The following is a 26,831-nucleotide window of genomic DNA, read 5'->3' on the forward strand; positions in this document are numbered from 1 at the left end:
AACACCACTCGTGGCCCCGCCTTGGCAGGGAAAACAACAGGGGGCCCTGTGGCTAGCGCCCAGGGCCCCCGATACTCTCTCGCCCGCTTATTTCAGCAGGTCGACCAGACGCTGGGCGTCGCCGATATAGTTGGCCGGGGTCAGCTTCTTCAGCTCGACCTTGACGGCTTCCGGCAATTCCAGGGTGTCGATAAAGGTACGCATCCCTTCGGCGTCCACGCGGCGGCCACGGGTCAATTCTTTCAGCTTCTCATAGGGCTTCTCGATGCCGTAACGGCGCATCACGGTCTGGATCGGCTCGGCCAGCACTTCCCAGTTGGCATCCAGATCGGCGGCCATGGCATCGGCGTTGGCTTCCAGCTTGGAGATCCCCTTCAGGGTCGCCTGATAGGCAATCAGGGAGTAACCCACCGCCACGCCCAGGTTGCGCAGTACGGTCGAGTCGGTCAGGTCACGCTGCCAGCGGGAGATGGGCAGTTTGCTCGCCAGGTGCTGGAACACGGCGTTGGCCAGACCCAGATTGCCTTCGGAGTTTTCGAAGTCGATGGGGTTGACCTTGTGGGGCATGGTGGAGGAGCCGATTTCACCGGCGATGGTGCGCTGCTTGAAGTGACCCAGGGAGATGTAGCCCCACACGTCGCGATCGAAGTCGATCAGGATGGTGTTGAAGCGCGCCATGGCGTCGAACAGCTCAGCGATGTAGTCGTGCGGCTCGATCTGGGTGGTGTAGGGGTTCCAGGTCAGGCCCAAGGAGGTGACGAACTCCTCGGAGAACTGGTGCCAGTCCACTTCCGGATAGGCGCTGATGTGGGCGTTGTAGTTGCCCACGGCGCCATTGATCTTGCCCAAGATCTCCACTGCCATGATCTGCTTGAGCTGGCGCTCCAGACGGTAGGCGACGTTGGCCATCTCCTTGCCCATGGTGCTCGGGGTCGCCGGCTGACCGTGGGTGCGCGACAGCAGCGGCATGTCGCGGTACTCGGCGGCCAGACGCTTGATCTCGGCAATCAGCTTCTCGCAGTAAGGCTTGATGACCTCCTCGCGGGCGGTCTTCAGCATCAGGCCGTGGGAGTTGTTGTTGATGTCTTCGGAGGTGCAGGCGAAGTGGATGAACTCGCTGACGGCGGCCAGCTCAGGGTTCACTTCGACTTTTTCTTTGAGGAAGTACTCCACCGCTTTCACATCATGGTTGGTGGTGCGCTCGATCTGTTTGATGCGGGCGGCGTCGCTCTCATTGAAGTTGCTGACGATACCGTCGAGCAGGGCACTGGCAGCCGCGCTCAGGGCAGGGACTTCCGGGATCCCGGCGTGGCTGGCCAGTTTTTGCAACCAGCGCACCTCGACTTCGACGCGAAAACGCAGCAGACCGAATTCGGAGAAGATAGGGCGCAGGGCATCGGCCTTGTCGCCATAACGACCGTCAATCGGGGAAACAGCAGTCAGCGCGGACAGCTCCATGGGGTGAACTCCTGATGATTGGTGTGGGGGATTCGTATCCACTCGCGCGCGGGCCGGGGGCTATCAAGGCTGATGTGCGGCTGTTCACCTTGTTCTCCCTCTGCCTTTGCGCGAGCCAATGATTAGTAACGCTTGGCCAGTTCCACCATCTTCTTGCGGGCGAAGATGATCTGGGTGCGACTGCCGCCGAGCTGGCGCCACAGCACGCAGGCCCGGATGCCGGCCAGCAGCAGGGCGCGCACCTTGTGCTGCACCAGCGGCTGCTGCAGGAATAGCGGGGTGCCCGCCACCTGGATGCGCGGGCCGATCGGGCTGATGAGATCGCTGTAGATGCTCGCCATGTTGGCCAGGATCTGCTCGTCCAGCAGGTCGAAATGCTGTTGCTGGCGGCCGATCTGGCCGATCCGCTCACCCAGCATGTTGAGAATGTCCTTGCGCTTGGCCAGCTTGCGCTCCAGCGCAATCAGGCTCACCACGTAGCGGGTCAGCTCGGCATTCTTCTGGCTGCCGTCGGCGCCCAGCTGCTCGACCAGGGCGCGGTAGCCGTCGCGAATGGCCAGGTGGTTGCCGAACACGTCCAGCGGCTGCTTGGGGTCGGTGACCAGGATGCTGGAGAGGCTCTCGCGCAGGGAGGCCTCGTCACAGGTGCCGTCGCGGGCCACTTTCTGCACCAGGTAGGCGGCCTGGCAGATGCCGGCAAAGGCCATGGTTCTGTCTTGGAATTTGTCGCTCATATCTTCACAGCCCTGTTCTGTTCATTCACCGGCCGATGCCATGATCCGGCCAGGAAGTTGCCAATCATGTATCACTGCCTTGTGCTGTTTTTTCTTTGTCCCCTCTCCCTCAGGGAGAGGGTCAGGGTGAGGGTGGTTACCCCCTCATCCCCAACCCTTCTCCCGCGAGGAGAGAAGGGAGTAGAGCGCGGACGCTTGTGAGCGTCCAGCCCTTACACCGGATGGCTGAAACGCTGCTCTATGATGCCACCGCCCAGACACACTTCCCCGTCGTAAAAGACGGCGGACTGGCCCGGGGTGACCGCAGCCTGTTTCTCGTCGAAGATGACCCGGATGGTCTCATCGTCGATGGGCTGGATCAGGCTGGGAATATCTTCCTGACGATAACGGGTCTTGACGGTGCAGCGGCGCGGTTCGCGAATAGGGGTGCGATCCACCCAGTGCAGCTGGCTCGCGATCAGGCCATCGGAGTAGAGGCGGGGATGTTCCCCCTGCGCCACTATCAGGGTGTTGCGCTCGACCTCTTTGTCGACCACGTACCAGGCCTCTTCGGTGGCATCTTTGCGCCCGCCGATGCCAAGGCCCTTGCGCTGGCCCAGGGTGTGATACATCAGCCCCTGATGCTCGCCGATCACCTTGCCGTCCACGGTTTCGATGGGGCCGGGCTGGGCGGGCAGGAACTTGGCCAGGAAGTCCTTGAATTTGCGCTCACCGATAAAGCAGATACCGGTGGAGTCTTTCTTCTTGGCGGTGATGAGATCCAGCTGCTCGGCGATGCGGCGCACCTCCGGCTTTTCGAGATCCCCGACCGGGAACAGGCTCTGACCCACCTGAGCCTCGCTCAGGGTGTAGAGGAAGTAGCTCTGATCCTTGTTGGTGTCGAGACCGCGCAGCAGGCGCGGGCGGCCTGTGCTGTCGTCACGGCGCACATAGTGGCCGGTGGCGATGTAGGTGGCCCCCAGCTCTTCGGCGGCGAACTCCAGGAACGCCTTGAACTTGATCTCCTTGTTGCACAGGATATCCGGGTTCGGCGTACGGCCGGCCTTGTACTCTTCGAGGAAGTGCTCGAACACATTGTCCCAGTACTCGGCGGCGAAGTTGATGGTGTGGAGTTTCATCCCCAGCTTGTCGCAGACGGCCTTGGCATCAGCCAAATCCTGGGCGGCAGAGCAGTACTCGTCCGTGTCGTCTTCTTCCCAGTTCTTCATGAACAAGCCTTCGACCTGATAGCCCTGCTGCTGGAGCAGGTAGGCCGAGACGGAAGAATCCACGCCGCCGGACATGCCGACGATCACCTTGATTTGGCTGTTGTCTGTCATTAGTCGAAGTTACCAGTTCGTTTAAACGGGGCGTATTCTACCAGAATTTCGCGCCCCCGGTCACATATCCATGCCGCCGTTCCCATCAGGAACCCGGCAGCAGGAAATCGTTTTTCTTGTCTCGGCCTCATGGCGTCAAAGAGAGCCTCCAATGGCTCTTAGATAAAGGCCTTGAGGGCCGATAGCGGCAAGCGGGTGCCGGCCAGATAGTCCTGAATGCACTGCCACACCAGAGGGCTGCGCAGGGCCGCCTTGCACTCGGCGATCTCCTCCAGGGTGAGCCAGTGGCAGGCCAGCACGTCGCCGTCGGGATCCTCTGGATGGTGCTGGCCCGGCGCCTTTTCAAGGTCGAAGATGACGGCGATGCGCACAAAGGTGGCCTCGCTGTCCGCCGGCTTGTAGAGATAGACCCCGAGCCAGGCGGTAGGAGCGGCGGTGAGCCCGGTCTCCTCCTTCAGCTCGCGGCAGGCCGCCTGGACGAGATCTTCCCCCGGCTCTACGTGGCCGGCGGGCTGGTTGAAGCGGCGCTGGCCTTTTATCTCCTCTTCCACCAGCAGGAAGCGGCCCTGCCAGTGCACCAGGGCGGCCACGGTGAGGTGGGCGGGCAGGGGGGGATGATCGCTCATTGGGACTCCTTGTCTTGTGTACTGTGCCTTGCTGTGGCACTCGATCAGGTTGCGCCATCTATGTTGCGGCACGCTGGCCAAATGGCTTACTCGTGTTATTCCGATGGCTTGCTGCGGGCCGGACGGCGCGCGGTGCCACGGCCGCCGCTGCGATTGGCCGGGCGGGGGCTTGCTTCGCGGCTGTCCCGCTTCTGGCGTTGTTCCTGGTGTTGAGCGTCACGGGTCGGCCGGGCCTTGCTGTTGCTGCCGGCCCCCTGTGGCCTGGCGGCTGTGCGCGGCTTGCCGTGCACAGCCGATTGCCGTGGTGCCGCTGCCAGCTCGGGAGCGGGCAGGGCGCGGCTCTCCCCCGGCGCCAGACCATCGAGGGTCCACTCCCCGATGGCGTAGCGGATCAGGCGCAAGGTGGGGTGACCGATGTGAGCGGTCATCCGCCGCACCTGGCGGTTGCGCCCCTCGACAATCTTGATCTCCAGCCAGCAGGTGGGGATCTCCCTGCGCTCGCGTATGGGCGGATTGCGTGGCCACACCGCGGGTTCCTCCATGATGCGCGCCCCGGCGGGCAGGGTCATGCCGTCGTTGAGCTCTACCCCAGCGCGCAGGGCGGCCAGTTTCTCTTCGCTCGGGATGCCTTCCACCTGTACCCAGTAGGTCTTGGGGGTCTTCTCCCCCGGCTGGGTGAGGCGCGCCTGCAGCTTGCCGTCGTTGGTGAGCAGCAAGAGCCCCTCGCTGTCACGGTCTAGCCGGCCCGCGGCATAGATGCCGGGCTCGGTGATGTAATCCTTGAGGGTCTCGCGGCCCGCCTCGTCGGTGAACTGACAGAGCACCATGTAGGGCTTGTTCAACAGCAGCAGCTTGCGATCGGCCGGGGCGGGGGCCGGTTTGCGCTCGCCCTCCTTGTCTCTCATGGCGTGCTGCGCCTCCCTGCGCTGGGATGGGCGCGCCGTGGCAGTGGGCCCGCTGGCCGTGCGGCCTGCGTCGGGACGGGTGGAGAGGGAGAGACGGGGGCGGGCTGATTTCATCGCATGCATACCAAAAACAGGGGAAGGGCGAGTGTACCACAGGGGGCTGTCGCGGGCATGAACGACGGGGACGGGAGGCCAGTCGCTCAGCCAAGCAGGCCGTCAATGACGATGGCCTGACGGGCGGGGGCGGAGCCGGCGTGCAGCAGCGCCGTGCCCACCTGCTCGTCTATCAATGCGCGGGCCAGCCGGGTGAGGGGGCGCAACTGCTCGGGGGCCAGGCCGGCGGGCACAGCCAGCAAAATCAGGGTCTGCACCGGCCCGAGCGCGGAGCCCCACTCGATGGGTTCGCTGCTGCTGAGCAGCGAGAGCGCGGGTCGGCGGATGGCGGGGCAGATGACGTGGGGCATGGCGAGGCCGGGCCGGATGATGGTGGCGGCCAGCTGCTCGCGGGCGGCGATGGCCTGCTCCAGCATGGGCCTGTCGCTTATCAGCGCGGCGGGCAGCAGATCCACCAGCACCGCCAGCGCCTGGCCCTTGTCGAGGGGGGCCGTGGCATGGCCGAGCTGGGCCAGGGTGAAGCAATAGTCGGGCAGTGCCTGGCCGAGGCGCTGCTCGGCCAGGGCGGCGCTGCCCGGGCGCCCCAGCGGCTGGCCCAGCTCCACGCACCAGCAGGTGAAGGCCATGTGGGCGAGCTCGGCATCCAGCCCCTCGATCATCAGCAGACAGAGATCGCCGGGCTGGGTGGCCAGGGTGAGCAGGGAGAGCTGGTTGGTCGCCTCCACCGCCTGGCGGCGGGTGACGTTGATGAACTGGATATGGGACTTGAACAGCCCGGCCAGCCGGCTCAACTGCTTGGCCTGGGTGATGGTGAGCCCCAGCCGGCAGTGAAAGGAGATCTCGCGGATCAGCATTCAGACGCCGGGGGCGGCGGTCTTGAGCACGGCTACCGCATCGAGCAGCACCGCCTCCAGCGCCACCTGGTGAATGGGGCAGCCGAGGAAGCGATCCTTCTGCTCAATCTCGATATCGGAGGCGATCAGCACCAGATCGGCGCCGGCGATGTCGCGGGCGGTGAGGATGTTCTCCAGCCCCATGGCCCCCTGGGTTTCGACCTTGATCTTGAGCCCCAGCTTGTCGGCGGCTTTTTGCAGCGCCTCGGCGGCCATGTAGGTGTGGGCGATGCCGGTGGGGCAGGCGGTGACGGCGAGGATCTTCATGGGCTCTCACGGCAAATTCGGGTGGGGCAACAAGATAGCGCCAAGGGGCGGTCTTGCCAAAGGGGCGGAGGCAAAAATGGGATCCCGACTGCGCTCTGTTGAAGGGATGGGCAAGGGGTGAGCGCTTTTATGGCCCCAAAAGGGACAAATGGGGAAGCGGAGATAAAAAACGGCCCGCCAGAGGGCGGGCCGAATGCACACTACGGAGTGAAACCTTGAGACCGGGCAATCAGTGCCCAGTAAGCCGGGGCTCAGGCGGACTGGGCGGCCAGGGTGGCAGCTTTCAGCTCCCGCTGGTTCAGACGGACTGGGTCGCCAAAGTGGCAGCTTTCAGCTCACGTTTGATGCGGCGGATCTTGCGCTCTTCGGCGACCGCGACGCAGGCCATCAGCACCAGACAGGCGGCGGCGGCCATGTCCAGCGCCGCGAAGGTGCCGGTCCAGCCGGTCAGGCCGAAGATGGGGGTGCCGTCGGCAATCATGCCCAGACCCAGCTTGGCGAAGCTGTCACCGATGAGGTAGGCGAAGGTGCCCTTGACGCCATCGGCCACGCTGATGCCCTGCTTGGGTACGAAGCCCACGGCGGCCACGCCGATCAGCAGCTGCGGACCGAACACCAGGAAGCCCAGCAGGAACAGGGAGCCCAGGAACATGAACTGGGTGGTGGCGTGCTGGTAGAGCCCCAGGGTGGCGATGATCAGCGCCAGCGCGACGCAGGCCACCAGACCACGGCGACCGTTGGCCAGATCCGAGAGGTAACCCCACATCAGGGTACCGACCAGGGCACCCACTTCGAAGAAGGTAAAGCCCTGAATGGCCACGTCCTTGGAGAAGCCGAGCTCCTGGTGGGCATAGACGGTGGACCACTGGTCGATACCGATACGCACCACGTAGAGGAAGATGTTGGCAAAGCAGAGCAGCCAGATCACCTTGTTGAGCAGCACGTACTTCACGAAGATCTGCCACTTGGTCAGCTTCTGCTCTTCGGTGGCAACGTCTTCTTCGCTCGCCACTTCGTCAAACAGCTCTTCCACCTTGCCAAGGCCATAGGCCTCCGGCGAATCGCTACCAAAGCGCAGGCCGACAAAGCCGACGATCAGCGCGATGATGGAGGGGAAGATGAACATGCCGAGCACGTTGCCATCGAACAGGTAGTTGGCACCGAACAGCGCCACACCGGCCGCACCGGCGCCGCCCACGTTGTGGGAGAGGTTCCACATGCCCAGGTAGGTGCCGCGCTTGTTGCGGGGTGTCCACTTGGTGATGGTGGAGTAGCTGCAGGAGCCGCCGCAGCTCTGGAAGAAACCGCTGGCCGCGTAGAAGAAGATCATCAGGTAGAGGCTGAAACCGGTACCGCCCATGCTGGCACTGAAGCCCAGCATGCAGAGGGAGGAGAGGATCAGCATCAGCGGCAGGAACTGCTTGGTGTTCTTGCCGTCGGCATAGTAGGAGACGATGGTCTTGCCCACCCCGTAGGTGATGGAGAAGCCAAGGCCGATCATGCCGAGCTCGGTCATGGAGAGACCGTACTCCTGGATCATGTCGTTCTGCGCAATGTTGAAGTTCTTGCGGATCAGATACATGGTCAGGTAACCGATGAACACAACCAGATAGGATTGCATAAACGGTTTGAACCAGAGCTTGCGCCGGGCTTCGACCGGCAGGTTCAGGGTGGGGACCCGGACCTGTTCGAGTAGTTTAAACATCTTCGTTCATCCTCTGCGAGATAGACGCTGTTTCCGCCGCGTTCCACCCTTTTTGATTGGAGTTGGAGGTCACGCCACGGAAAGAACAACAGGAAGCGGGCGCGATGCGCGGCGAGCCCCTGTCGATTGAACCCATGCCCGTCCCTTGCGCCATGGCGCGGGTCGGGTAACCACATCAGGTAGCGTGACTTTAATGAGGCGCGCTGCAAATGGCGTGAGAGCCATCCCTAGGGGGGGTAGGAAAATTTCCTAGTTTGGCGGGATCCGGCCGCGAAGCGTGAAGAGGATCACAAGCCGGCGTCGTACGGCAGAGGTGAGCGGGCTCTCTCGAACCCGACAAAAGAGGAGGCCACCCGCAGGTGGCCTCGTCCGGTTTGGTCGCCGCCCTGTGCCGCTTTGGCGACTGGTCATACCCTCAGGCTTGGCGGGATGCTGGTAGATGAGGGGGTATCCATTTCTCCGGTTAGCGCCACCGCACGTGCCATCAGTTGCCCCAAGGCCTGATGGAGCTGCTCGGCATTGGTCGACTCAAGGCGTTGTTGACACCAGAGGATCAGGTGATCGTCCTGCCCCAGAGCCACCCGTATGATGGCGTGCTCGGCACTGAAGAGGTTGCCTCGCAGCAGTGCCCGGGCCTGCGCCTCGCCAGCAAGGGTGCCAGCGCGCAAGAACATGACCATGCTCTCCTCGCTGAGCGGGGCCAGATGGATGGCCCAGAGCTTGTCCAGCGTCAGGCAGGCATGGCCCGTTTCATCCTGCTCTATGGCCCCGATGTCGAGGTGTGCCGCCAGTTCGCCAAGTCGAGTGGTGTAAAGGTTCATGGCGTGACTCATCCCAGATAGTTGTTGCTGACGTTGAAGCGACCCTTGTTCTCATCCTGCGGGCGGCAGAAGTGGCAGACCAGCTGATCGGGCAGCCACCCCAGCGTGTCCTTGAACCCTTGCAGCAGGTCGGCAAAGTGAACGCCCTTGGCCTCACGGTTGAGCAGCACGAAGTCAAAAGGTTGCTCGGCGCCGTTGCGATTCATTCTGCCGATCAGCTCGGCCGCCTGCTCCGGCTGGGTGCGAATGCCGCCATCCAGCCGGTAGTTGGTTGCCTCCCGGCTAAGGGTGTCGTAAATCTGGCTCTCTTCCTTGAACGCTACCAGCCCGTCCTTTAGCTTCTCGGCGAAGGCCATGGTGTTGGAGACCAGCACATTGTTGCGGGTCGAGGCAAAGTCAAATTCGATCCCCTCCGGCTTGGTAAAGGTGCCCTCATTGACGCCACTGCCGTGGGATGAGAACAGCACATTCCGGTTGAGCTGCTGTTGACCGCTGAACAGATAGGCGATCTCCTTGCCATTGATGGTGATGGGGGTGATGGCGATCTGATGTTGCCGCTCAAGTGAAACACGTGCTGCTTCAGGCAGATTGGTACCATTGACCTTGATGTGCTGGCCATCGCTCAGGCAAACGGCAACACCATTTTTGGCAAACAGACTGTCGGCCTTGGCAAGATCTTCTGCCCGCATGGCACTCTTGCCAGGCAGGTGGATACCGTAACTGCCTGGTTTACTGGCACTTGGCCAGATCGCCGGACGGTCAAAGCTGGCCGCCGGCTTTTCAGCGAGCACACTGACGGCGCCGCCCCAACGTGCTTCCAGCTGTTTGGTCAGCTGACTGGCGTTGTAGGCACTCAACTGACTCTTGGCATCGGCCAGGGTAGGTGCATGTTTCATCCCCTCGCCGGGAAGAAATATGCCAAATTGTCCCGGTTTGCTGGCACTGGGCCAGATAGCGGCTGTATTGGTGCCTGGGGCGGGTTTGTTGGCCAATACCTGCACATCTTGTCCCGCGAAGTGGTGACACAGATCCACTGTGTTGTTCTGGGGGCGCGCCGGGATAGCCGGAGCCGGCTTGGCTGCCCGATCCGGCACTGGTGGCGGCAGCTGACGAGCGGCGGCATCCAGCAGCAGTTTGGCATCGGCGAGGGAGAGCTGGTCTGAGCGCAATCCGGCGAGAACGGCATTGCCGCCTGTCTCTTGTTGCAGCTTGAAGTTGGCGATATGGGGCAACAAGCCCGCCACCTCCTGCTGATTGAGGGAAATGTTGCGCACCTGCTCGAGGACGGTCTGGGCAAATGTCCGTTCTTGGGAGGAGATGCCCGCCCCTGTGTTGGCGTGACCCTGATTGCCCAGGCGGCCTGCCTGATCGGCATGACCGAGCTGATTGATCTGCTGATTGACGAGTGATTGTAGAGCGTGGATCTGCATTGAACCTCCGAGCGAGTGTATGGAGGGGATTCTATGAAGGTGGCGGCAGGTGCTCCGTCACTAAACGGTGCTCAATTTGTAGAAAATGGTTGTTGTTCAAAGCGGTGCTGGTTGCAGACAATAAGTTGAGGAACAACAAGAGAGGCCATGGGGCCTCTCTTGTTCCTTTGCCGTATCAATGCGGTTGGGTCGTTCAGGCGGCCTTGGCCAGAGTCACCTCGTCACTCTTCTTGACCCGCAGTTTTTTCAGGGCAACCGCCACCACACCGGTGACGATGGCGCCGCAGATCATGCAGAGCAGCGCCAGCAGTGGCTTGTTGACGGCACCCAGCAGGGCCACGATGGGGCCACCGTGGGCGACGCTGTTGGTGATGCCAAACAGGAAGGCCATCACGGCGGCGGTCATGCTGCCCAGCACGTTGGCCGGGATGACGGCCAGCGGATCACGGGCGGCAAACGGAATCGCACCCTCCGAAATCCCCACCAGGCCCATGGCACCGGCGGCTTTGCCCGCTTCAATCTCGGTGGCATCGAAGATGCCGAGCTTGCGACCGAGCACGGTAGCGAGCGACATGCCAAGGGGGGCGGCCGGGATGGCGCAGGCCATGGCGCCCATGAACTGGGTCTGGCCGGAGGCGATCATGCCCACCGAGAACAGGAAAGCCACCTTGTTGACCGGACCACCCATATCAAAGCCGGCCATGCCGCCGAGCACGATCCCCAGCAGCACCAGGCTGCCGCCGCTCATGGAGAGCAGCATGGCGTTCAGGCCGGTCATCATGTCGGCAATGGGGGCGCCGATGATGAAGATGAAGACGGCAGCGATAAAGAGCGACCCGATGATGGGGGCGATCAGGATCGGCACCAGCGGCTGCACCATCTTGTGGTAGTGACGGGTGGCAATCCAGCGCACCAGATAACCGACCAAGAGGCCCGCGATGATGGCACCGATAAAGCCGGTACCGGCATCGGCGCCGTAGAAGCTGCCGTTGTTGGCGATCCAGCCGCCGATAAAGCCCGGTGCCAGCGCGGGTCTGTCACCGATGGCGTAGGCGATGTAGCCCGCCAGGATGGGGATCATCAGGGTGAAGGCGGCGACGCCCACGTTGAGGATCTGGTTCCACATGCTCCCTGCCGGGATCTGCATGCCGCTCGGGGTCGGATCGCCGCCGATGGCCAGAGCCAGAGCGATCAGCAGACCCCCGGTGACCACAAACGGGATCATGTGGGATACGCCGTTCATCAGATAACGGTAGAGATCCGAGCTGCCGCCTGCGCTCTTCTCTTCACCTTTTCTATCATCCTTGTCTGCCACATAGGCGGGGGCCTTCAGCGCCTGCTCGATCAGCCCCTTGCCATCCTTGATGGGAGCCTTCACGCCGGTCTTGATGAGGGGCTTGCCGTTGAAGCGGGCCATGTCCACCTGTTTGTCGCAGGCCACCACGATGGCGCTGGCGCGGGCGATCTCGGCCGCAGTTGGGCTGTTCTTGACGCCGATGGAGCCGTTGGTCTCCACCTTCACCTCAAAGCCCAGCTCCTTGGCGGCGCGCTCCAGGGATTCCGCCGCCAGATAGGTGTGGGCGATGCCGGCCGGGCAGCCGGTGACACCGATGATTAGCCCCTTGTCGGCGGCGGGTGCCGGAACTGTTTCTTCTTTCTTCTCGAGCAGCAGGGCCAGCGCATCGGTAGGCGTCTTGGCTGCCAGCAGGGCATCGATAAAGCCCTCTTCAATCAGCTTGGCGGAGAGCTCGGCCAGCACCTCGATATGGTGGTTGGCGCCACCGGCCGGGGAGGCAATCATGAAAAACAGCTGGGAGGGCTTGCCATCCTCGGCGCCGTACTCGATACCGGCGCGGCTGATGCCGATGGCCACCGCCGGGGTGCTCACTGCCGCACTCTTGGCGTGGGGCAGGGCAACGCCCTCTTCAAAGCCAGTGTTGTCCAGCTCTTCCCGGGCCCACAGGTCCTTGATGAACTGCTGTTCGTCGCTGACCTTGCCTTGCGCCGCGAGCAGACGGGTCATCTCGGTGAAGACCTCCTCCTTGCGCGTGGCCTTTAAATCGAGCGCGATCAGCTGCTCGTTGATAAGGGTGGTGATCATGGCGTTCTCCCTGCTCCTGGCCGGAGCCTGTTGGCATCTTTTCCTGGGCTACCGCCCAGGACATGCAGACAAAAGTGACCCCACTATTATCCCGCCCGCAGGGCAGTGCACCTATCGGACAAAACTGCGAAATACTGGATTTTTGTGCGCCATTACCCCGAGTGTGACCTTGATCGCACAGCAGACCAGCTGACAAAATGGGTATGAATTGAATCGGAAATTGGTTTTTTGTCTTTAATAATCAGTGTCTTGATATTTATTCTTTCAACGTGCTTTTATGATGGAGTGTGATGTTATCCGGCCAGGAAACGGTGTGAAACTGTAAATTTGTGAGGTGAAAAGAGGGCGCAGGGTGTGAGCTGTCGCACATAAATGGCGGTGACGGGGCGCTTGATAAGGGGAGACAGGCGAGGGGAAAGGTGGAGAAATGGGTTGAACCATTGGTGCCAGACAGCCCACCACAACGCGCGAGTGAAACCACAGGCATTGGCACCGTAGGGGGCAATGAACGAAGTGAATTGCACCGCTTGTTTGGGGGCAGAAAAGGTAGAGGTGCAATGCGCTGCGCTTATTGCACCTCTACCGAGTGGATGATGTGAATGTCCAAGTGCGCTTGGGTATTAAAAGTTCTAGGTTAACTTTTGGCTATTGCTTCTGGAAGGTAAAGCCAGCGGACAAGAGAGCCTTTTCTGGAGGCAAACCGAATCTTAATCCAGTCATCTTTCTGCTCGAGAATTTCTACTTTGTCGTTATGAATAAGATAGGCTTTGGTCTTTGATGCTTTTTCAGGTGATGAGTAGAGAAAGGCTTTCTCGGATGTGACTGGCCAGAGAATTTTCATGCCATCAAAGTCAATCGCAACGGTGTCCAGCTTCTCTCCCTTCTGATTAAATGTATGCTCGTAAAGAGGGAAGGTATCAATCTCGGAGTTTTGGATCTGATACTCTGTTGTTTTATATAGCCAGAGTTCACCTTGGGCGTTATATCGGTAAGTGTCGTAATACCATACAGGGCCGGAGCGGCAAGAGCTAACCAAAGAAAGATCATCTAATCGAACTGCAAGGTTGTAGAGATCTTCGCAGGCAGATGTTGGTGCCTTTGAGTCTGCAATCTTTAGCTCTTTAAATGCAGTGTTTACATGGTCATATAAGAATACATAAAAAATATTATTTACCATGCCAAGATAGTTGGTAATGGCAATGTCCTTATAACCATCAAAGTTGAAGTCCTGTATGATAATATCGGACTCCAAGTTATCATCAATACATTTAAGTTGCTGCTTTTCTTTTCCTGCTGTTATCAAGTAAAAGCATTCACCTTCCTTTTCAATGTCTATTTTTACTCCGTCAATTATAAATGTGGAGTCTGCTCTTGCAGAGATGGAGAAGCATAGTAATAAAGTTGTGATAATAATAAATAATTTCATGTTGATTTATTCCGCAAAAAGTGTTGCTTACGTAGTTTATTTACTGTCCTGGATCGTTTTTATGAGCGTGAGCTTGTTTTTATCAACGATATAATAATTGATGTAATAAATAAATGACTCTCCATCTTGGCTAATTTCAACTTTGGTTGTAGTAAGAAGAACGCTATCAATTTGTGGAGACTCTATCCATTCTCCCACACGGGTATCAAGATCATCATTTACATCATATGAGCTATACGCATTAAATACCGTATCCAGTACCTTACCCGTGCGCTTGTTGACAAAGACCTGATTATAACAACCTGATGAACCACATCCCCAACCTGTTAGTACATATTCACCAGCATATACTGGCTTTTGCGACAATGCTGCGGTAAGTCGGGTACGGAATGTTCTGGCCAATTCAGAGTCTAGTGAAAGTTTGGCTGGCTTACCTTTATATACTGGTGGGGCCGGGTAGTCCTCTGCCCGAGGTGACACTTGAGATCCAGCTTCGCTACCAAATGTGGTTTGGCTGGATAGTCCGAGGAAGGATAAGAAGTAAATTACACATATTTTCATAATAATTCGTCTTTGTTTTTAAATTTGTACTTATATTAAGGTTTTAAAATTCATTCAGCTCTTGTACTTCTCAACTCTTTATGTGGATTGTGTGGCAAGCAATTAACATATGCCTTAGCCGTATGAATATTACCCATATCATCAACAATAGTGCAAGTCAGATTGCAAGGTTTACCAAGATCACGACGCCAGAAATGGTGATGTTGATATTTTGCCTCAAATTCAGATGTTATTGTGGCAGACATTATCCAGTTGATAGGTATTTTCTTGTTGTATACTAATTTAGTAAGCATTTCTGAATATGATAGAGACATGATCTTCAATTCATATATATCTGGAGTTACGACCTTGGTGGTCAACTCTATAGTAACGATTTTTGACTCTTCAGATTCAACGGATTTGTACAGCTTCCCTAATCCCCAGTATCCATCTATATCATTGTTTCTACTTGAAAAGGAATTGATGATTCCTGATGCTACACATATTAACTCTGTTCTGTGTCCCATATTTTCCCCCGACAGAGACTAATCACTGTAGTTGTGACCAGCACCTCAAACTTTAATGGTTAGTTACTAGTCGGTTAAGATAGAAATTTACCTCTGCACGAGTCGTAAAACGGTGCTTGGCGTTTGGGAATCGATCAAACAGCTCGCGATGGAATTGGCGGGAGCTTGTGCCGGCTCGCTGCCCATATTCCGATGCCCACACCAGCAGTTGTTGAAAGTTCTTTTCCGCTGCCACTGCATCCCGTTGCCTGGCACTTTGTGATCCGCGCGATAGTAGCGAATCACGGCAGACAGACCAGTCGAGATCCAGAAATAGCAGGGTATCGGCAGCATCAAGCAGTTGCTCGGCCAGGGCGCCAAATACCCCTTCGACCGCCCATGAGGGCTCTTGAGCAAGTGTTTGAATGGCATGGTCAATCTCATGTTGGAGGCGTTTTTGGTTAAAGCCGCCCGGCTGCCAGACAATGGTGTCCAGATTGACCTCGCGGATAGTTAACCGCTCAGCCAATCGAGCCGCCAACCAGCTCTTGCCTGATCCCGAGTTGCCAATAATGAGAATTCGTTTCATCTTTGAGTACTCTTTTCTGGAACAGATATCTGGAGGCTGGAAAGTAGAGGTGATGACGCTGAGAGTGGATTAAAAGTAGGTTGGCGGTTCGCCGACATAGCGTGGCCGCCTATGAGAGAAATACATGCAATCACCCCCCGGAATGCGCCTATACCCCAGCCTCTCGTAGAAGTGATGGTCGATATCTGCATGGAGGAAGGTGGCGACGGCATTGGGACTATCCAGCAGCATGCCTGTCACCCCACGCAGCAGATGGGCGCCAAATCCTTGCCCCCTCATCGCCGGTGCCGTTGCCAGTGAACCTATGCCAAAACAGCCCTGGCCAAGGCCAAATCGGTCCCGATAGACGATAAGGGAAGAGACAGGCTGATTGCCCACAATAAGGACATACCACACACCGGAGCGGTATTTTTGACTGGCGTGGCAGCTCGCCAGATGTTCAGTCGGTGACAGTCCTTCGCCCCAAGCATCAAAGCCCATCCAGAAGATGGCATTCAGTTCGTCTGGGCTGGCTTTTCTTGTCTGCATCCTGCATTCATCCCTTTACCTGTGTCATGGCGATCGATATGGCTCTCGTTGCTTTCGATGAGGTGTGGCGACGCTGAATTGATCCCCCCACCATTTATGCCCAGGGCGTACAGGCTGCTGAGGGTAGGGATAGCCTAGCCCAGTTCAAGGTAGAGTCGCAGCATATCCTTGTGCTGGATGCCGTGCTCCATCAGGGGCTCCGGGTAGTGGGTAAGGAAGTGATCCTTGATGACGCCATCCACGCGAAAGCCGTGGCGCTGGTAATAGGTGAGCTGGTGGCCGAAGCTGCCGGTGCCGAGTTCGACGCGGCATACCCCTTTCCCGGCCAGGTTCGTCAACACGAAGCGCAGCAGGCCGGAGCCGATACCTTGCTGCTGGCGATTGTGGGCAACGGCGATATTGAAGATCTCGGCCGTTTGCTCCCCCACCAGATCCGCCACACAGGCGCCCACTACCTCGTTGCCCGCCAGGGCGGCAAAGCCCCAGGCGCCGGACAGATAGGTGGCAATGCGCTGCTCTGCGGGATCGGCCTCCAGCAGCAGCGCCAGCGGCAGTTGACCGGGATCCATCTCGACAAACTTCATCTTTCTCTCTCTTTTATCTCGCTCTGACTGTCCGGGGGCGCCGTCTTCTGGGCCTCAATACTCCAGAAACTTCTCGCCACAGCGCTCGCAGATCAGGTGCTTTACATGAGTGGCCTGATAGGCGAGGGTCTGGCCGAATACCGCGTTGGTCAGGCTGCTGGAGCGAAAGGCTTGCCAGAAGGCTTTGCGCGGATCCTTGGGCATGATGTCCTGACTGTGATCCCGTGGCACCAACACCACGATATGGCGGGTGCGCTCCCGGCATTTGTCACAGCGATGGACTTCGCTTGGTGGCTCGCTTTGGGGTTGGGCGGTGCGCTCTGTTGTCATGATGATGACCTGTTATGGATGGCGCGCCCATCATAGTCTTCTTCAGTTGGCTCTCAATCCCCCATGCTGGGGGCGTGTGCTGGTTGCAAGCGGGATCACTTTTTGGGGCGCGTAGCGGGCTTGGCTGCGATGGTGTTTTTTGCGATGCCCTCGGGGGAGGGAATACCCATGCTGGCCAATACCCGGGCGGCGTTCTCTTCACACGGCATATCGTCGGGTTTGGACTCCACCAGCCGGATCAGGGCCTGCAATTGCTGCTTGCTGTGGGCAAGCCTTGCCTCCAGCGCTTCTATGTCGCTCACCTTGGCCTCGAGCGCCGCCAGTAGCGGGGCGTGTTGCCAAGAACTGATATCTGCGGGCACCAACTGCTTGATCTCGTCAAGGGAGAAGCCTGCCTGCTGCGCCTGGCCAATGATGGTCAGCAAGGGTACCGTCTCGGGCGGGTAGTCGCGATAGCCGTTGGTACCCCGCCGTACCTTGCTGAGCAGGCCTCTGGCTTCGTAGAAGCGGATGGCCGAGGCCGCCATGCCGGTCTGTCTGGCCAGTTCACCGATCTTCATCTTGCCTCCTGGGTTGCGGGTTGGCGGGTTTGCCCGCCAAACGGCGGGATCAAGGGGAATTCTAGGGTTAAAGCCCGCTTGAATGTCAACGGCACTGAGCAGGGACTGTGCGGGTGGATAGCATTTCTCCCATCGCGACGGCATCCCGATAAAGGGGCTTGACCTTCAAGTCAGCTTCAAACTTATGGTGGGGTCCTCATTACCGAGGAGATCGCCATGAATCCATTTACTCCCCTGACCCTGCCCAATGGCAGCCAGCTTATCAACCGCCTCGCCAAGGCGGCCATGGAAGAGAACATGGCCGACCGTGACCATGCCCCCTCAGAGGCGCTGATCCAGCTTTATCGTACCTGGGCAGAGGGTGGCGCCGGCCTGCTCATCACCGGCAATGTGATGGTGGACGGCCACGCCATGACGGGGCCGGGGGGCGTGGTACTCGATTCCCACGATCTCTCCCCAGAGCTGGCCGAGCGTTTCAGTGTCTGGGCCGAGGCGGCCAAGAGCGGGGGCGCCCAGGTCTGGATGCAGATCAACCACCCCGGTCGCCAGATGCCGGCGGCGCTGGGGCAGCCCACCCTGGCCCCTTCCGCCGTGCCCATGGCGCTCGGCAGTTTCTCGAGGCAGTTCGCCCCGCCCAGAGCCATGAGCGAGGCCGACATTGCCGAGGTGAAGGCGTGCTTCATCAACACGGCGCTGTTGGCACAGCGTGTCGGTTTTGACGGAGTGCAGATCCACGCCGCGCACGGCTATCTGCTGAGCCAGTTCCTCTCGCCGCTCACCAACCAACGCAGTGATCGTTGGGGCGGCAGTCTTGAGAATCGCGCCCGCTTGCTGCTGGAGATAGTAGAAGGGATCCGTCAGCAGGCGAGGGAGCGCTTCTCACTGTCGGTCAAGCTCAACTCCGCCGACTTTCAGCGTGGCGGCTTCAGTACCGAGGATGCAAAGGCGGTGGTGGAGATGCTCAACCCGCTTGGGGTAGATCTGGTGGAGCTCTCCGGCGGCAGTTATGAGGCGCCCGCCATGCACGGCCAGGCCCGCGATGGTCGGACTCTGGCGCGGGAGGCCTATTTTCTAGAGTTCGCTCGGGTGATCGTCTCCGTTGCCCATATGCCCGTGATGGTGACCGGGGGAATTCGCCGCTATCCGGTGGTGGAGCAGGTGCTTGGCAGCGGGGTGGCGGTCGCCGGCATGGCCACTGCGCTGGCCATCGCCCCGGATCTGCCCGCCAGATGGCACCGTGAGCAGGCGGCAAGTGCCGAGCTCAGGCCCATCCCCTGGCGCAACAAGGTGCTGGCCTCGGTAGGTTATATGGCGATGGTGAAATACCAGTTGCGGCGGCTGGGGCGCGGCCAGCCGAGCTGCCCCAAGAGCGCACCCGCCCTGGCGCTGGCCTGCCAGCAGTGGCAGACCCTGCTTGGCAACGCCCGCTATCGACGCTGGATCAAGGTGCAGGAAAAGTGAAGAGGTAGCGGCTCGTGAATCTGCCAGTCTTGCTAACTCAAGCCGACGCCCGTTTCTGCAGGCTGGGGGTGATGATATGACGGTTGGGGGCGAGCTCGGGTTGCTGCATCCGGGTCAGCAGGCGCAGGGCGGCCTGGCGGCCTATCTCTCGCGCCGGCGAGCTGACGAAGGTGAGGGCGGGGGAGGTGAGCTCGGCCTCCGCCACGTCGTCAAAGCCGAGCAGGGCCACCTGCTGGCCGATGTAGTTGTCCTTGCCCACGCTGCGCCCGCTCGCCTCGACGCCGTAGATGCCACCGAGGGCCACCTCGGGGTAGTGGCACAGAATGGCGGTCACCTTGGGGTGCTGGTGCAGCAGCTGGGCGATGGTGTCGGCGGCGCTGCGCTGGGTGCGTTCACACTCCAGTACCCACTCCGGTTTGAAGGGCAGGCCGTATTGCAACAGGCTGGCGCAGTAGCCGCCGATGCGCTCGGCGCGGGTGAGGGAGTCGGCCCGCCCGCCGACGTAGGCGATGTGGCGGTGACCCTGTTCGATAAGGTAGGTGGTGGCCTGTTGGGCGGCGTGGGTGTTGTCCGGGCCGATAAAGTCCACGTCGTCCCGATAGTAGGAGCGGGCGGCGCACACCAGCGGCAGCGCCGAGTCGAGCAGGTGCTCCAGCGGCTTGGCGGCCGCGCCGCGCACCGGGTTGAAGATGATGCCCGCCACCCCCTGGCGTGAGAGGGACTGGATGCTCTGTTGCAGCCGCTCGGGGCTGTGGCCGCACTGGGTCAGAAACAGCAGATAGCCCTGCTGCTCCAGCACCTCGCTCACCCCGGCGGTCACCTCGGTATAGAAGGGGTCGGTGATGTCCCGCAGGATCAGCCCTACCAGATTGGATTGCTGGCTGCGCAGGTTGGCGGCGGCGCTGTTGGGCACATAGTCGAGCGCCCTGATCGCCTGCTGTACCCGCTCGGCGGTGGCCGGCGAGATGCGCCCCTTGCCGTTGAGCACCATGGAAACGGTAGTGACCGATACTCCCGCCCACTGGGCGACGTCGGTGATCTTGGTGGCTTTGGCAGAGAGGGATTTGGGCGACATAGGGCGAACGGGCGACGGCGAGTTGAGAGCGAGGCTCCAGCATACCTGCTCATATGCCTGAGTGAAACGTTACATCACCCTCGGGCCGATCCGGCTCACAGTTTTGCAAGCGCTTCCCTGACAGCACTTATATTCTGTGATCCTGTCGGCACTTGTAAGTTGATAAAACGTTTTATCATCCAGCAAAACCAGATACGGCTCGTCGTTGCCATCCGTCAGGGAGGCCACCGGGCAGGCGTATCGAATGACCTTCACCTCACAAGGATCTGACACATGGCCAAGTCCCCCGCCAAATCCACCATCTGGGAGTTCCTGCAGAGCCTCGGCAAGACCTTCATGTTGCCGGTCGCCCTGCTGGCCTTCTCGGGCATTCTGCTCGGTGTCGGCAGCTCGCTCACCAGCGATGCGGTCAAGCAGAGCATGCCCTTCCTCGACAATACCGTGCTGCAGCTGCTGTTCCTCTGGATGACTAAGGTGGGGCTGGTGGCCTTTATCTACCTGCCGGTGATGTTCGCGGTGGCCATTCCGCTGGGGCTGGCGCGCGAGGAGAAGGGGGTGGCGGCCTTTGCCGGTTTCGTCGGCTATGCGGCGCTCAACCTCTCCATCAACTTCTACCTCACCGTGGCCAACGTCATCGGTGACGCAGCGGCAGAGAAGGCCTACGGGGTGAAAGCCATCCTCGGCATCAGCTCCATCGACACCGGCATTCTGGGGGCCATCATCGTCGGGGTGATCGTCGCCAAACTGCACGCCCGCTTCTACACCTACAAGATGCCCGATGCGCTCGCCTTCTTCGGAGGCGCCCGCTTCGTGCCCATTATCACCGCCATCGTGCTGGGGGTGGTTGGTCTGGTGGTGCCCCTGGTCTGGCCCTGGTTCGCCGCCGGCATCAACGGCATAGGGGCGCTCATCTCCCACGCCGGTCCCTTCGGCCCCTTCCTGTTCGGTACCGGCGAGCGTCTGCTGCTGCCGCTCGGTCTGCACCACATCCTGGTGGCGCTCATTCGCTTCACCGAGGCGGGCGGCTCCCAACTGGTGTGCGGCAACGAGGTGAGCGGCGCGCTCAACATCTTCTACGCCGAGCTCTCCTGCGCCGACACCACCCAGTTCTCGGTGTCGGCCACCTCCTTCCTCTCCCAGGGCAAGATGCCGGCCTTCCTCGGCGGCCTGCCGGGGGCGGCGCTCGCCATGTATCACTGCGCCCGCCCGGAAAATCGCGGCAAGATCAAGGCGCTGCTGGTTTCCGGCGTGGTGGCCTGCGTCATCGGCGGCATCACCGAGCCGCTGGAGTTCCTGTTCCTGTTCGTGGCGCCCGTGCTCTACGTCATTCACGCCATCCTGACCGGGCTCGGCTTTATGACTATGGGGCTGCTCGGCGTCACCATCGGCAACACCGACGGCAACCTCATCGATTTCCTGGTGTTCGGCGTGCTGCAGGGCACCGCCACCAAGTGGTATCTGGTGCCGGTCGCGGCGGCCATCTGGTTTGCCATCTACTACAGCGTGTTCCGCTTCGCCATCGTGCGCTTCAACCTGAAAACCCCCGGCCGGGAAATCGAGACCAGCGAGGCGGCTCAACCCGCGGGCAAGAAGGCAGGCAACAGTGGCTACAACGGCGAAATCATCCTCAATGCGCTGGGCGGCGCCGGCAATATCCTGGCGCTGGACAACTGCATTACCCGCCTGCGGATGTCGGTGCAGGACATGAGCCGGGTCGATGACAAGGTATTGAAGGCGAATGGCGCCATCGGGGTGATCAAGCTCGACGAGCACAACCTGCAGGTGGTGATCGGGCCCCAGGTCCATCTGGTGAAAAACCAGCTGCAGAGCCTGATGGGGGCCTGAGTCGGCCCTCTGTTACCCTGCGTTGGGGGGCGCCATGCCCCCTTGTTCATTGCTGTTTTTGCTGGTGAGAAAGAGATGCCCACTACCGAATCCTTTGATTTTGACCGCCTGGTCGATCGCCACGGCACCTACTGCACCCAGTGGGACTATGTGGCCGACCGTTTTGGCCACGCCGACCTGCTCCCCTTTACCATCTCCGACATGGATTTCGAGACGGCCCCCTGCATTCGCCAGACCCTGGCCAGGCGCCTCGAACACGGGGTCTTTGGCTACAGTCGCTGGAATCACGACGACTTCAAGGGGGCGGTGAGCGACTGGTTTGCGCACCGCTACGGCTCTCGCCTTGACCCCGAGAGCCTGGTCTACGGCCCCTCGGTCATCTATGTGATCGCCCAGCTGGTGAGCCTCTGGTCGGCGCCGGGGGAGGGGGTGCTGGTGCATACCCCCGCCTACGACGCCTTCGGCAATATGCTGGCCGCCAACGACAGGGTGCTGCTGCCTTGCCCGCTGATAAAGGGGGAGGGGAGCTATCACATTGACTGGGCCTGCTTCGAGCGCCAGGCGGCCCGCCCCGATTGCAGGATTTTGCTGCTGTGCAGCCCCCACAACCCCACCGGCCGGGTCTGGACGCGGGATGAACTGGGCCGGATGGCCACTATCTGCCAGCGCCACGGGGTCAGGGTCATCTCGGACGACATCCATATGGACATGAGCTTTGCCCCTTACCTGCCGTGGAGCGAGGTGGCGCCGGATGACAACTGGGCACTGGTGAGCTCGGGCTCGAAATCCTTCAATATTCCGGCCCTTGGCGGCGCCTACGCCTTTATTGCCAACGCCGAAGCGCGGGCCGCCTATCTGCAGCGGCTCAAGGCGGCCCATGGCCTCTCATCACCGCCCATTCTCGGGGTGCTGGCCCATATCAGCGCCTATCGGGAGGGGAGTGAGTGGCTCGATGCCCTGAAAGCCTATCTGCACGGCAACCTGACCCAGGTGGCGGCGCGGCTCAACACCGCCTTCCCCGCCATCGACTATCGGGTGCCCGAGGGGACCTATCTCGCCTGGATTGACCTGCGCGGCCTTGGCATCGACTCCACCGAGCGGATGGATGCGCTGCAAACCTTGCTGGTGGAGAAGTACCGGGTCGCCATCATGCGCGGCGACACCTATGGCCCCGAAGGCAACGGCTATCTTCGCCTCAACGTCGGCTGTCCTCGCTCGAAAGTAGATAAAGGCCTTGATGCCCTGATCGGTGCGCTGCAAGAGCTGCTGGCCAGATAGAGCGCCGCCGCCCTCGGGCGGCGGTTGCTATTTCGAGGCGGCCTTGTCAGGCCGATAGCGGGTCTCTTCTATCTGATCAAAGCGCAGGATCAGGGTATCACCCCCCTTGAGGCGATAGGCGCAGTGGGAAGTGTTGCAGGCGATGCGAATATGAGGCTCATCCCCCAGCAGGGGAGACTGACTATGGGCCTCTGTCTGCGGCCACTTGCCTTGTTCGAGGCGGAAGATCTGTGTTTGTGCCTCTTCGACACCTTTCACAAAGAACCAGAGCGCACCCATGACGGGGATCAATACGGATAACAACAAGAAGGCAAATTTGTCATAGCTATTCCCCATCCAAACAAATGCTCTGAAAAGAGAGGGGGCTGGGTAGCGCCCAATCTTTTTCGCTCTTTTGATCAGCCAACGATAGAACATTGAGCTTTGCCACAGCCATGTGAGATGAATTCGCCAGCGAGCGCAGATGAGTAGGGTGATCGCCACTGAAAAAATCGTGAGCATGCTACCCAATACAGGCCACATCCAGGGCTTGAGCATATTGAGAGTCGTGAGAAGGCCAAGGGCCAGCAGATAATCCGCCGGTGGAGAAAATTCGGCATAGTCGAGGTTAAACGCCAAGGTATAGCCATAGTGATAGGCCATCCCCAGGAGATAGGTTGCTGCTGTCAGGGCAGGAATGGCCGCCACGACTAATCCCGCAAAGCGCCAAGTTGTCCCCTTTTCTTCGGGTTCCAGCTCAGAATTGCGCAATGTTTTTATATGTTGGCGAAGCCAGCGCCAACGGGCAGCGGCTGTTCGATTACTCACTGGGCGTCCCTTCACTCATCTAGTTGATATATGAATCTGTCAGAGAATAGCGCGGCTTCGAAACCGAACCTTGTGCGAACCGCAGGTACAGCAACTGGCGTTTATTCGGGATGGCGGGCGAGGCACTCGGGCAGGGTGAGCCGTACGTCCGTCAGATCCATTTGTGCAAGGCTCCGTCCATGTGTGGTCGCCAGGCCGGCTGGCAGGCGAAGGCACGATATGGCTCCTATCTTATCGATCCTGAGTGGGAGGGTGCTATCCCCGTTCGGGCGGCTGACGAACAGGGTTTACTGCCTGATGCCTGGATAAAAGAAGGGGCCCTCGGCCCCTTCTGTCGCAGGTACTCTCAAGTCCGTTATCAGGCCACCTGGCGCCCCGGTCGGGTGCGGGCCAGCAGCCCCTCCGGGTTGTGGATGGCCTCCCGGGTCTTGACGTCGATGACCTCGATATGGGCGAAGCGCTCCCTGTTCTTGATGGCCACGTCGTGGGCCAGGATGACGCAGCGGGCGTTGGCCACGTCCTTGGCGCTGATGTGGTTGATGATGCCGTTGGCGCCCTGGGTTTCCACTTTCAACTTGATGCCGGCCTTGGCGGCTGCCTTTTGCAGGCTCTTGGCGGCCAGGAAGGTGTGGGCCACGCCGGAGGGGCAGGCGGTGATGGCCAGCACCTCGGCTTCCCCTTCCGCCTCGATGATCTGGTACTCCTCCAGGCGCTCGTTGCTCTCTTCGGTGTCACTGACCGGCTTTTTCAGCAGGTTGACGATAAGGGCCGTGGTGAGGGCGCCGAGCAGGGTGCCCAGGATATAGCCCATCTTGCCCTCCACCACCGGCAGCACGATCCAGCCGCCCCAGGGGGCGTGGTTGATGCTGTGCATCAGAAAGCCGGTGATGTTGCCGACGATGCCGCCTGCGACGATGGCCGGGATGACCCGCACCGGGTCGGCGGCGGCAAACGGAATGGCCCCCTCGCTGATGCCGATCATACCCATGATGGCGGCCGCCTTGCCCGCCTCACGCTCCTCTTTCTTGTAGCGCTTGGGCGAGAGCAGGGTGGCCAGCGCCATGCCGAGCGGCGGCACGCAGATGGCGATGCCGACCCCGCCCATCAGCCAGGGCTGGGTGTTGACCTGGGTCTGGGCAAACAGGGTGGCCACCTTGTTGATGGGGCCGCCCATGTCAAAGGCGGTCATGCCACCGAGGATGGCCCCCAGCATCACCTTGCCCGAGCCCGCCATGCCGGAGAGCCAGTGGTTCATCCCCTCCATCATGGCGGCGATGGGGGCGCCGATGACCCACATGACGATGCCGCACACCAGGAAGGTGCCGATCAGCGGATAGATGAAGATGGAGCCGAGCGAACTCATGGAGTCCGGCAGCTTGATGCGTTTGAGCTGGTTGACGATGAGGCCGGCGATAAAGCCCACCAGGATGGCGCCGAGAAAACCGGTATGAAACTGCTGCACGGCAATCCAGGAGCCGATCATGCCGGGGGCCAGGCCCGGTTTGTCCGCCATGGAGTAGGCGATGTAGCCGCCCAGCACGGCGGTAAACAGGGTGAGCCCGGCAATCCCCATGTCGGCCATGTCCTTGAGCACGCCCGCCTCGGGCACGGCGCCCTTGCCGCTGATCATCACCGACAGCGACAGCAGCACGCCCCCCGCGACGATGAAGGGGATCATGTGGGAGGTGCCGAACAGCAGGTGTTGCTTGAGGGTATTGAGCTGGGCCTTGATGCCGCGCTCCTGCGGCTCTGCAGGTTGGGCAGGTTGCGCCCGGGTGGGGGCTGCAGGGGCTGAGGATGGCCCTGATGCGGCCAGCAAGGCGAGCACCTCGGCGCGGCTGGTGGCCGCCTGCATGCTGGCGATGAAACCGGGTTCCAGCAGCTTGGTGGAGAGCTCGGCCAGCACCTCGATATGGTGGTTGGCGCCGCCTGCCGGGGAGGCAATCATGAAGAACAGCTTGGAGGGCTCGCCATCCTCGGCGCCATAGTCGATGCCCTGGCGGCTGATGCCGACCACGATGGCGGGCTCTCGCACCGCCTCGCTCTTGGCGTGGGGCAGGGCGACCCCCTGTTCGAAGCCGGTGTTGTCGAGCGCCTCTCGTGCCCAGAGGTCGCGGACAAACTGATCCTGACTGGCTATCTTGCCGCTGGCCTTGAGCCTCTCGGCCAGTTCGACAAACAGCGCCTGCTTGTCGCGGGCCGCAAGATCGAGGCAGATCAATCCTTCATCTATCAGGGTGGTGAGCATGGTTCTCTCCTGGCTGGTGCCGTCCGAATGGAACTGGTCCTGTTGAAAACGGTGGTGCAACTGGTTGACCTGCCTATTGTTTCTCCCAAGTGCCTCGGCCGAAATCGGACATATGTGCCCTTTACTGGATTTTTGTGTTGATGGCGCTCACCTGTGAGCCTGCTCGCATTTTGTCCGGTTGAAGACGGTCGCTGTGGATTAACAAAAACATCTTTAAAAACAGGCGATTATTCTTGGTGTGGGGGCAATTCATCACCAGTCGGCGGTTGGAGGGCCTGCTCTTTGTGGGCTGAAGGATGGAGATTTGTGTGCTCCCGTGGTCAGCAAAACTGTGAGCCGCTCGGCAAAAGCGGCTGCCTGGCTCTGGGCGGCGCTTATGGTGGCGGGGCTGCAAGGGACGAAAACACGGGGCGTGAAAAATTAGTGCATAATCGGCGCCTTGAAAAGGGCGTGTGAACTCGCTACGGGATCACTTTAAGATACTGATATTTAATGGTTTACATCTCATGTGTAGGAGCGGGAAGTGGGTCTGTTGAGCGCCTTTAGACGGTTTTACGAGAGACGTTTAATCATTTTTTAGATTGCTTTGTGCATATCCAATCGTTTATTTAGTTGGACAGTTTTGGCAAACCGGAAGTCAAACTTGATGAACCGACAGGCCAACGCCCTTGATGCGGAGTG

General features: G+C 60.1%; 25 protein-coding genes. 3 read left to right on the forward strand and 22 right to left on the reverse strand.

Features of this window, described 5'->3' with window-relative positions:
• Nucleotides 1-87 precede the first annotated feature (87 nt).
• The 19 genes from purB to AB5Y95_RS00100 form a co-directional block, all read right to left on the reverse strand.
• Entirely contained in the window at nt 88-1,458 is a 1,371-nt protein-coding gene (gene purB, locus AB5Y95_RS00010) for an adenylosuccinate lyase (protein WP_010634594.1), read from the reverse strand.
• Between the two features lie 122 nt (nt 1,459-1,580).
• Complete coding sequence (gene hflD / locus AB5Y95_RS00015) at nt 1,581-2,192, reverse strand: high frequency lysogenization protein HflD (protein ID WP_005298892.1); 612 nt, start codon at nt 2,190-2,192, stop codon at nt 1,581-1,583.
• Between the two features lie 212 nt (nt 2,193-2,404).
• Nucleotides 2,405-3,511: a tRNA 2-thiouridine(34) synthase MnmA gene (mnmA, locus tag AB5Y95_RS00020; protein WP_368159257.1), complete on the reverse strand. Its 1,107-nt coding sequence runs from the start codon at nt 3,509-3,511 to the stop codon at nt 2,405-2,407.
• 158 nt (nt 3,512-3,669) lie between these two features.
• The gene (locus AB5Y95_RS00025; RefSeq protein WP_368159258.1) at nt 3,670-4,137 is read right to left on the reverse strand and encodes an NUDIX hydrolase; all 468 of its coding nucleotides are present in this window, start codon (nt 4,135-4,137) and stop codon (nt 3,670-3,672) included.
• Between the two features lie 95 nt (nt 4,138-4,232).
• Nucleotides 4,233-5,165 (reverse strand): pseudouridine synthase, encoded by a 933-nt coding sequence (locus AB5Y95_RS00030; RefSeq protein WP_368159259.1) that lies wholly within the window; start codon nt 5,163-5,165, stop codon nt 4,233-4,235.
• Nucleotides 5,166-5,242: 77 nt separating this feature from the next.
• Nucleotides 5,243-6,010, reverse strand: coding sequence for a PTS sugar transporter subunit IIA (locus tag AB5Y95_RS00035; protein WP_368159260.1), 768 nt, complete (start codon nt 6,008-6,010; stop codon nt 5,243-5,245).
• Nucleotides 6,011-6,316: a PTS fructose transporter subunit IIB gene (locus AB5Y95_RS00040; RefSeq protein ID WP_017409976.1), complete on the reverse strand. Its 306-nt coding sequence runs from the start codon at nt 6,314-6,316 to the stop codon at nt 6,011-6,013.
• A 298-nt stretch (nt 6,317-6,614) separates the two neighbouring features.
• Nucleotides 6,615-8,021 (reverse strand): hexose-6-phosphate:phosphate antiporter, encoded by a 1,407-nt coding sequence (gene uhpT / locus AB5Y95_RS00045; RefSeq protein ID WP_017766659.1) that lies wholly within the window; start codon nt 8,019-8,021, stop codon nt 6,615-6,617.
• A 407-nt stretch (nt 8,022-8,428) separates the two neighbouring features.
• Nucleotides 8,429-8,842: a CesT family type III secretion system chaperone gene (locus AB5Y95_RS00050; protein WP_158627192.1), complete on the reverse strand. Its 414-nt coding sequence runs from the start codon at nt 8,840-8,842 to the stop codon at nt 8,429-8,431.
• Between the two features lie 8 nt (nt 8,843-8,850).
• Nucleotides 8,851-10,272: a hypothetical protein gene (locus AB5Y95_RS00055; protein ID WP_126882229.1), complete on the reverse strand. Its 1,422-nt coding sequence runs from the start codon at nt 10,270-10,272 to the stop codon at nt 8,851-8,853.
• Between the two features lie 193 nt (nt 10,273-10,465).
• Nucleotides 10,466-12,373, reverse strand: a complete 1,908-nt coding sequence (locus AB5Y95_RS00060) for a fructose-specific PTS transporter subunit EIIC (RefSeq protein ID WP_368159261.1) — start codon at nt 12,371-12,373, stop codon at nt 10,466-10,468.
• Between the two features lie 634 nt (nt 12,374-13,007).
• Entirely contained in the window at nt 13,008-13,799 is a 792-nt protein-coding gene (locus AB5Y95_RS00065) for a hypothetical protein (protein WP_017788697.1), read from the reverse strand.
• 36 nt (nt 13,800-13,835) lie between these two features.
• Complete coding sequence (locus tag AB5Y95_RS00070; RefSeq protein WP_021464674.1) at nt 13,836-14,360, reverse strand: hypothetical protein; 525 nt, start codon at nt 14,358-14,360, stop codon at nt 13,836-13,838.
• A 50-nt stretch (nt 14,361-14,410) separates the two neighbouring features.
• Nucleotides 14,411-14,866, reverse strand: coding sequence for a hypothetical protein (locus AB5Y95_RS00075; RefSeq protein ID WP_201988438.1), 456 nt, complete (start codon nt 14,864-14,866; stop codon nt 14,411-14,413).
• 52 nt (nt 14,867-14,918) lie between these two features.
• Nucleotides 14,919-15,434 (reverse strand): ATPase AAA, encoded by a 516-nt coding sequence (locus AB5Y95_RS00080; RefSeq protein WP_021464673.1) that lies wholly within the window; start codon nt 15,432-15,434, stop codon nt 14,919-14,921.
• Nucleotides 15,435-15,503: 69 nt separating this feature from the next.
• Nucleotides 15,504-15,962: a GNAT family N-acetyltransferase gene (locus AB5Y95_RS00085; RefSeq protein WP_021464672.1), complete on the reverse strand. Its 459-nt coding sequence runs from the start codon at nt 15,960-15,962 to the stop codon at nt 15,504-15,506.
• Between the two features lie 134 nt (nt 15,963-16,096).
• The gene (locus tag AB5Y95_RS00090; RefSeq protein ID WP_139752519.1) at nt 16,097-16,546 is read right to left on the reverse strand and encodes a GNAT family N-acetyltransferase; all 450 of its coding nucleotides are present in this window, start codon (nt 16,544-16,546) and stop codon (nt 16,097-16,099) included.
• A 54-nt stretch (nt 16,547-16,600) separates the two neighbouring features.
• Entirely contained in the window at nt 16,601-16,876 is a 276-nt protein-coding gene (locus AB5Y95_RS00095) for a hypothetical protein (protein WP_095593124.1), read from the reverse strand.
• Between the two features lie 95 nt (nt 16,877-16,971).
• Nucleotides 16,972-17,436: a MerR family transcriptional regulator gene (locus AB5Y95_RS00100; RefSeq protein WP_139725453.1), complete on the reverse strand. Its 465-nt coding sequence runs from the start codon at nt 17,434-17,436 to the stop codon at nt 16,972-16,974.
• A 216-nt stretch (nt 17,437-17,652) separates the two neighbouring features.
• On the opposite strand from AB5Y95_RS00100, the gene AB5Y95_RS00105 reads away from it, so the two are divergent.
• Nucleotides 17,653-18,897 carry an NADH:flavin oxidoreductase/NADH oxidase family protein gene (locus AB5Y95_RS00105; RefSeq protein WP_368159262.1) on the forward strand — a complete coding sequence of 415 codons (1,245 nt, stop codon included), beginning with the start codon at nt 17,653-17,655 and terminating at the stop codon, nt 18,895-18,897.
• A 37-nt stretch (nt 18,898-18,934) separates the two neighbouring features.
• On the opposite strand, the gene AB5Y95_RS00110 is transcribed toward AB5Y95_RS00105, so the two are convergent.
• Nucleotides 18,935-19,972, reverse strand: coding sequence for a Mal regulon transcriptional regulator MalI (locus AB5Y95_RS00110; RefSeq protein WP_368159263.1), 1,038 nt, complete (start codon nt 19,970-19,972; stop codon nt 18,935-18,937).
• Between the two features lie 273 nt (nt 19,973-20,245).
• Here AB5Y95_RS00110 and malX point away from each other — a divergent pair, with 273 nt between their 5' ends.
• Together malX and AB5Y95_RS00120 are read left to right on the forward strand one after the other, a co-directional pair.
• Nucleotides 20,246-21,817 carry a maltose/glucose-specific PTS transporter subunit IIBC gene (gene malX / locus AB5Y95_RS00115; protein ID WP_208199754.1) on the forward strand — a complete coding sequence of 524 codons (1,572 nt, stop codon included), beginning with the start codon at nt 20,246-20,248 and terminating at the stop codon, nt 21,815-21,817.
• A gap of 75 nt (nt 21,818-21,892) precedes the next feature.
• Nucleotides 21,893-23,095, forward strand: a complete 1,203-nt coding sequence (locus AB5Y95_RS00120) for a MalY/PatB family protein (RefSeq protein WP_368159264.1) — start codon at nt 21,893-21,895, stop codon at nt 23,093-23,095.
• A 27-nt stretch (nt 23,096-23,122) separates the two neighbouring features.
• On the opposite strand, the gene AB5Y95_RS00125 is transcribed toward AB5Y95_RS00120, so the two are convergent.
• Both AB5Y95_RS00125 and AB5Y95_RS00130 read right to left on the reverse strand, forming a co-directional pair.
• Nucleotides 23,123-23,902 carry a hypothetical protein gene (locus AB5Y95_RS00125; protein ID WP_267997189.1) on the reverse strand — a complete coding sequence of 260 codons (780 nt, stop codon included), beginning with the start codon at nt 23,900-23,902 and terminating at the stop codon, nt 23,123-23,125.
• Between the two features lie 358 nt (nt 23,903-24,260).
• The gene (locus AB5Y95_RS00130) at nt 24,261-26,150 is read right to left on the reverse strand and encodes a PTS fructose transporter subunit EIIC (protein ID WP_368159265.1); all 1,890 of its coding nucleotides are present in this window, start codon (nt 26,148-26,150) and stop codon (nt 24,261-24,263) included.
• Nucleotides 26,151-26,831: the final 681 nt, after the last annotated feature.

The sequence above is a fragment of the Aeromonas sp. R5-3 genome (assembly GCF_040908225.1).
Taxonomy (GTDB): domain Bacteria; phylum Pseudomonadota; class Gammaproteobacteria; order Enterobacterales; family Aeromonadaceae; genus Aeromonas; species Aeromonas dhakensis.